6 protein-coding genes and 1 tRNA gene are annotated in these 6925 nt (G+C 33.1%); 3 read left to right on the forward strand and 4 right to left on the reverse strand.

Annotated features, from left to right (window positions below):
- Positions 1–4 precede the first annotated feature (4 nt).
- Complete coding sequence (gene yegQ, locus B6C99_RS10005; RefSeq protein WP_086359695.1) at positions 5–1342, reverse strand: tRNA 5-hydroxyuridine modification protein YegQ; 1338 nt, start codon at positions 1340–1342, stop codon at positions 5–7.
- Positions 1343–1763: 421 nt separating this feature from the next.
- Here yegQ and B6C99_RS10010 point away from each other — a divergent pair, with 421 nt between their 5' ends.
- The 3 genes from B6C99_RS10010 to B6C99_RS10020 all read left to right on the forward strand — a co-directional run bounded on the left by B6C99_RS10010 (position 1764) and on the right by B6C99_RS10020 (position 5598).
- The gene (locus tag B6C99_RS10010) at positions 1764–3068 is read left to right on the forward strand and encodes a GntP family permease (RefSeq protein ID WP_086359691.1); all 1305 of its coding nucleotides are present in this window, start codon (positions 1764–1766) and stop codon (positions 3066–3068) included.
- A gap of 17 nt (positions 3069–3085) precedes the next feature.
- Entirely contained in the window at positions 3086–4231 is a 1146-nt protein-coding gene (locus B6C99_RS10015; protein WP_086359692.1) for a glycerate kinase, read from the forward strand.
- A 218-nt stretch (positions 4232–4449) separates the two neighbouring features.
- A complete protein-coding gene (locus tag B6C99_RS10020) occupies positions 4450–5598 on the forward strand; it encodes a sugar diacid recognition domain-containing protein (protein WP_086359696.1) in 1149 nt (382 codons plus the stop codon).
- A 16-nt stretch (positions 5599–5614) separates the two neighbouring features.
- Here B6C99_RS10020 and B6C99_RS10025 read toward each other — a convergent pair whose 3' ends face one another.
- The 3 genes from B6C99_RS10025 to B6C99_RS10035 form a co-directional block, all read right to left on the reverse strand.
- Complete coding sequence (locus B6C99_RS10025) at positions 5615–5815, reverse strand: thermostable hemolysin delta-VPH (RefSeq protein ID WP_086359693.1); 201 nt, start codon at positions 5813–5815, stop codon at positions 5615–5617.
- 215 nt (positions 5816–6030) lie between these two features.
- Positions 6031–6354, reverse strand: a complete 324-nt coding sequence (locus tag B6C99_RS10030; RefSeq protein WP_086359694.1) for a hypothetical protein — start codon at positions 6352–6354, stop codon at positions 6031–6033.
- 232 nt (positions 6355–6586) lie between these two features.
- A tRNA-Cys gene (locus tag B6C99_RS10035) sits at positions 6587–6660 on the reverse strand.
- Positions 6661–6925: the final 265 nt, after the last annotated feature.

Raw genomic sequence — 6925 nt, forward strand, 5'->3', positions numbered from 1 at the left:
TAGATTAATCAAAATTACGCATTAAAAGCGCATAATTTAAATCAATATCTTCGGCGATTGGAATATAAACAATGTGACCATCACCAAGTCCTGCTGGAACTGGTTGACCTTTTTTATTTTCCATTCGTTCAATAATAAAGGTCATATTACCTTTAGGGGTCATCATTTCAACACTATCCCCTACTGAAAATTTATTTTTAACAATAATTTCAGCTAAGCCATTTAGACGTTGACCACTAAACTCACCAACAAATTGTTGTCTATCAGATACAGAATGACTGTGCACATAATTTTGCATATCTTCATGTTTATGGCGACGTAAAAAGCCTTCGGTATATCCTCGATGAGCCAAAGAATCAAGTTCAGCCAATAAGCGTGGATCAAATGGTTTACCTTCACTGGCGGCATCAATAGCTTGACGATAGACTTGTGCAGTTCGAGCACAGTAATAAAACGATTTGGTTCGACCTTCAATTTTTAATGAATGTACGCCAATCTTTGTCAGATCTTCGACTAATTCAACTGCTCTTAAATCTTTTGAATTCATGATATAAGTACCATGTTCATCTTCAAAAGCTTGCATATATTCGCCAGGGCGACCAGATTCTTCTAACATAAAGACCTGATTGGTTGTTGAGCCAATACCTAATGTTGGTTCAATTTGTTGTACAGGAATCGGCTCGCATTTATGGACTATCTGCCCTACTTCGTCCTCTTTGCCCTCAAATACTTTATATTCCCAACGACAAGCATTAGTACAGGTACCTTGATTTGAGTCACGTTTATTAATATAACCAGATAACAAGCAACGTCCTGAATAGGCCATACAAAGCGCACCATGAATAAAAACTTCAAGTTCCATTTCCGGCACTTTTTCTCGAATTTCTTTAATTTCATCGATGGATAACTCTCGTGACAACACAACACGCGTTAATCCCATCTTATGCCAAAATTTTACCGTCGCCCAGTTAACCGCGTTGGATTGCACAGATAAGTGAATTTCCATTTCCGGAAAATGTTCACGAACCAACATGATTAAACCCGGATCAGACATGATAAATGCATCTGGTTTCATGTTAACAATTGGTTCTAAATCACGAATAAAGGTTTTTAATTTTGAATTATGAGGGGCAATATTAACTACCACATAAAACTTTTTGCCTTGAGCATGAGCTTCGTTGATGCCAATAGCAAGATTTTCATGATTAAATTCATTATTGCGCACTCGCAAACTGTAGCGTGGCTGCCCTGCATAAACTGCATCAGCACCATAAGCAAACGCGTAACGCATATTTTTAAGTGAACCAGCTGGTGAAAGTAATTCTGGTTTTGGATATAACATTGTCATTAACAAATGCCTCTGATTTCAAGTCAGTATTACCTTATAAGGTAATAGGTTAAGCAAAATAGGATGGGCATTTTACGCTTTAGCTATCAGATTGGCAAATTTATTGTAACCATAATTAGGAACAACAATATCTCAATGATAAATAAAAAAAACAATAATTTATTCAATATAAAGTTATTCCATAATGTTAAATAAAAATGGGGAAATTTTTTTAAATCGGATAAAAAAAATAATAGAATACAGATAAAACAACATAAATTTGTGACTAATATCACATAAAACTATTATAAAGCCCAATATTTTTTAGTTTTTATTGCTTATATTTGTGCAAAACCACATAGCATAAACAACAAATTCAATAATAAAATTAGTACAACTTTTTTTAATTGTCATAAAAAACATGAGGAAAATTTAAATGACTGAACTCATTAGTTGGTATGGAGCGATTATAGGACTTTTTCTTGCTATTTTTTTAATTTTACGCGGGATAAATCCAGTTTATTCGTTATTCTTTGGCGCGATAATTGGTGCTTTCATTGGAGGGGCAAATCTAGTACAAACTGTTTCAGTTTTAACTAGCGGTACACAAAGTATTATGGGTACCGTAATAAGAGTATTAGCGGCAGGTATTCTAGCTGGTGTAATGATGGAATCAGGTGCAGCGGAAACCATCGCACAAGCTGTCGTAAAAAAATTAGGTGAAAAAAAGGCATTACTCGCTTTAGCACTAGCCACTGGTATTATTACTGCATCTGGCGTATTTATTCCTGTTGCTGTATTAATTGTTGCACCAATTGCTCTTTCTGTAGGTAATAAAATGGGCATTTCTCGGTTAGCCTTATTATTAGCTCTTTCTGGTGGTGGTAAGGCAGGAAATATTATCTCTCCTAACCCTAATACTATCGCGGTTGCCAATGGTTTCAATTTAAGTTTGAGTGACGTGATGATAGCTGGTTTTATTCCTGCGTTATTTGGTTTAATTGCAACTGTTGTAATTGCTTCATTAATCAAAAATAAAGGTGACAAAGTAGATTCTAAAGAAGTGATTGCTTTGCAAAAAAATGATACTGAACAAAAAAATAACAATCCTTCTCTAGGAAAAGCTGTTGTTGCGCCTGTAACCGCAATTTTGCTATTAATGATCAATCCTATAGGTAATATTTTTCATATTGAAGCATTAGCTAGTTTAAAACTTGATGCTTTATATGTACTGCCTGTTGCGGGGATCATCGGAATGTTAGCCATGGGACAACATCGTAACATTGCTATGTATACAAAATCAGGAATTGAAAAAATGACACCAACTGTACTAATTTTGGTGGGTGCCGGTGCTATTGCTGGTTTAATTGGTGCATCAAACTTAGCAGCTCAAGTTATCAATATTATTGATTCCATGGGTATCTCAGGCTATTACTTATCACCTATTTCCGGGGTATTAATGGCAGCAGCAACAGCTTCAACCTCTACAGGTGTTATTTTAGCAACAGGAACATTTGGTTCAACCATTATGGATATGGGTATACCTGCAATTAGTGCAGCAGTTATGATGCATACAGGTGCAACAGTTATTGATTCATTACCGCAAGGAAATTACTTCCATGTCACTGGTGGTAGTATGAATATGACAATTAAACAACGTATGAAATTGATCCCATATGAAGCTATGGTTGGTGGCACTATGACTCTCGTTGCCACAATTTTCTATCAATTTATTATGTAATATTAAGAGTAATTTTTATGAAACAAAAAACATTTGTACTTGCACCTGACTCTTTTAAAGAAAGCTTAACTGCAAAAAAAGTCTGTCAGGCTATGGAATCAGGGTTAAAAAAAGTTTTTCCTGATGCAAAATATATTCATGTCCCAATGGCTGATGGTGGTGAAGGTACAACACAGTCATTAGTTGATGCCACTAACGGTACATTATATGCTTGTGAAGTTACAGGTCCACTTGGTAATAAGGTAACAGCCTATTATGGAGTTTTGGGTGATAACACAACCGCGGTTATTGAAATGGCTTCAGCAAGTGGTATCCATCTTGTACCAAAAGACCAACGTAATCCATTGATTACCACAACATTTGGTACGGGCGAATTAATCCTTGCCAGCTTAAAACATGGTATTAAAAAAATCATTTTAGGCATTGGAGGTAGCGCCACTAATGATGGCGGAGCTGGCATGGCACAAGCTTTAGGTGTGAAATTTTATGATAAAAACAATCAATTACTTCCTAAAGGCGGTGGTGCATTAGGAGATTTAGCTAAAATTGATACGTCGGAAATCAATCCTCGATTAGATACAGTTGAATTTATTGTTGCTAGTGATGTAACCAATCCACTATGTGGCGAAAAAGGTGCTTCAAGAGTATTTGGCCCTCAAAAAGGAGCAACCCCTGAGATGGTTGAACAACTAGATGCGAACTTACAGCATTATTCTTCAATCATAAAGACTCAGTTAAATAAAGATGTTGCAACGATTCCTGGCGCAGGCGCTGCAGGTGGATTGGGTGCCGGATTAATGGCTTTTACCAATAGTAAAATGGAAAAAGGCATTGATATAGTTATCAAGTACAGTAATTTAGAAAATCAATTAATTGGTGCTGATTTCTGTTTTACTGGTGAAGGTGGAATTGACTTTCAAACTAAATTTGGAAAAACGCCTTATGGTGTTGCACAAACAGCTAAAAAGCACAATGTCCCCGTTATTGCATTAGCTGGAATGATTGGTGAAAACATCGAGGAACTTTATCCTGAAGGTATTAACACCATTTTTGGCATTATTCCTTCTTTAGCTAAGATTGAAGATTTATTAGCAGATGGATTTAAAAATATTGAACGTACCAGTGAAAATATTGGTCGTCTAATTAATATCACTCAACCTTAACATTTTAAGACATCTAACAAGTAAGAGAATGGGGAAATAAAGAGGCTATTTTTTATTTCCCCAATTATTATAAACACTAATAATTTTAATCATTAAAATAACGTATTCAAAATCAGCTATCATGGAAAGGCTTCAGATGATTTCTGATAAAGATCCTAGCAATAAAAATCAATGAGTTATAAAATATAATTTATTAAAAATAAAAAATGTTTATCACTATGAAAGTTCAAAGCATCTCTCCAATACTTGCTCAATATATTGTGGATAAAACCATGCAAATCATTAATTGTAATGTAAATATAATGAATAACAAGGGAGAAATTATCGGTAGCGGTGATTTAGAACGAATTGGCGAATTACATGAAGGCGCAGTATTAGCCATATCGCAAGGTAGAGTTGTTACCATTGATAATCCAACCGCCCAAAAACTTAAAGGTGTTAAACCGGGTGTTAATTTTCCACTGAAACTTAAAAATGAAATTGTTGGTGTTATTGGTATCACGGGTGAACCTAATAAAATCATTCAATTTGCAGAACTAGTAAGTATGACAGCTGAGATGATGATGGAACAAGCATTATTACTCAATCAGCTCTCTCAAGATAATCGTTTAAAAGAAGAATTTATATTATCAATAATTCAATCAGACAACACAATGGCAAATATTACTGAGTGGAGTCGAAAATTAAATATTGATTTATCTTTACCGTATGTAACTGTAATTATTGAAATCGAGAGTGGCCAGTTAGGAATTCAAACAGCTATGAGCGAATTACAACAAATTCAAAATCAACTCGAAACAATAACCAAATTAGTAGCCATAAAATCACTAACCGAAATTGTGATATTACTTCCAGCCTTAAATAAGTTTAATCGATGGGATTTAGCAGAGCATAAAACAAAACTTGAAAAACTAATTGGTCAAACAAAACTTCTTAGTAAATTTGTTATAAAAATATCTTTAGGAAATTACTTTCATCAAGGTAACGACGCCATAGCAAGATCTTATCAAACAGCTAAAACAGCATTGGAAATCGGAAAAAAAAGATTTCCACATTGCCGTAATTATTATTATCAGGACCTAATCTTACCGGTTTTATTGGATGGTTTAAACCAAGATTGGCAAGCGGAAGAGTTACTTTCACCATTAAATAAATTAAAAGCATCAGATACAAATGGCTTACTGCAAAATACTCTCGAAACTTGGTTTATTCATAATCTACATAACAATAATACTGCAAAAGCCCTGTTCATACATCGCAATACACTTGAGTATCGATTAAACAATATTGCCAAAGTAACGGGATTAGATTTATCAAAATTTGATGATCGTGTACTGCTTTATATTGCATTACAACTCGATAAATAGCTTTATATATTAAATATTAATCCATTTCATCATCTAATCCAATAAGCGGCAAATATTCTTGCCAGCGATATTTCCTTATTGGCATTGGATTAACATTCTCAAAATATAAAACTAATGCCGGCTTAATACCATTCCAATTATCGACAAACTCATAGTGTATCAGATAGCCTTGTGAGATCAGTTTTTTGGCTTTAGCATGATAATTAAAATAAGCCATATCTTATTTTATCCTGTTGTTTGATTAACATTATAAGTGGGTATAACTCAATCAATGAGTTTACAGTAAATGATGAGTATTTTTTGATTGTTTAATTGACTAATGATTTAATAAATAACATTAAAAATTGAAAACATTTTTATAATTACAAAAAATGCCTTAACTACAAATGGATTTTAATGATGATATTCAGTTTTAGGGTTACTAAAGAATGGTTATTTTGAATCATCCTTTAACATCTCTAAACAATCTTTACTATCTATAGTAAAAGAAAATAAATGTTTACCATTTTCTTCATAATACATGTTTTTAAAAATCGCTCCCTTAGATATTATTTCTTTTGTAGATTCTTCAGTACAAATAGAGTTTCTTGCAGTTAAAAAAAGTTTATTTTCAACAAAACCCATTTCTGAATCTTCAATATTAACATTAAAAATTGTCATTTTGAAAACTATTGTATTTTTACATGCGATAGTTGAATCTAAAAACGTGAACTGATCTAACTGATATGAGGTATTTTTATTTATTTCGTTTGACATGATAACTAACAGCTTTTCAATATTTTTTTATCAAATAGGTCAAATTGATTCATAAAAAAGAAAACTGCTACTGATGCAATAATAAATGATAGCCAATATCTAAGTTTTTCTACCGTCATAATAATACTCAATTCGCTATAATTATCATTAACTATATCATATAAAAAATAATTCTCTCGATTGATTTAGTACTTTATTCGAGGAAATACTGTAGGTAACTTATCGATTTTAATGGAGGCGCGTCCCGGAGTCGAACCGAGGTAGACGGATTTGCAATCCGCAGCATGGCCACTCTGCCAACGCGCCATAGAGGTCTATCTGAATAGGTGGGAAATATTAGCATTGGCTTACCTTATCGTCAAGGTTAAATAGGTTATAAATACATCAGTTGTATGAATTATTTCAATTGTACTAAATTTAGGAAATTAAAAAGCATTTAAAACCATGCGTATAAAGATAATTACTTAAATAATTTGAGTAGCAATTTTTTTAAGTTTAAAAAAATCCATTTTTTCCCAAAAAATCTATTTTAAATTCCTAAAAATAAAATAATTATTACTAAAATTAGTTC

It is taken from the genome of Gilliamella sp. N-G2 (genome assembly GCF_002142215.1).
Classification (GTDB): domain Bacteria; phylum Pseudomonadota; class Gammaproteobacteria; order Enterobacterales; family Orbaceae; genus Gilliamella.

What these genes read in the sequence shown, in the direction of transcription:
- yegQ (WP_086359695.1), bottom strand. Translation starts at nt 1,342, where the DNA reads ATGTTATATCCAAAACCAGAATTACTTTCACCAGCTGGTTCACTTAAA.
- B6C99_RS10010 (WP_086359691.1), top strand. Translation starts at nt 1,764, where the DNA reads ATGACTGAACTCATTAGTTGGTATGGAGCGATTATAGGACTTTTTCTT.
- B6C99_RS10015 (WP_086359692.1), top strand. Translation starts at nt 3,086, where the DNA reads ATGAAACAAAAAACATTTGTACTTGCACCTGACTCTTTTAAAGAAAGC.
- B6C99_RS10020 (WP_086359696.1), top strand. Translation starts at nt 4,450, where the DNA reads ATGAAAGTTCAAAGCATCTCTCCAATACTTGCTCAATATATTGTGGAT.
- B6C99_RS10025 (WP_086359693.1), bottom strand. Translation starts at nt 5,815, where the DNA reads ATGGCTTATTTTAATTATCATGCTAAAGCCAAAAAACTGATCTCACAA.
- B6C99_RS10030 (WP_086359694.1), bottom strand. Translation starts at nt 6,354, where the DNA reads ATGTCAAACGAAATAAATAAAAATACCTCATATCAGTTAGATCAGTTC.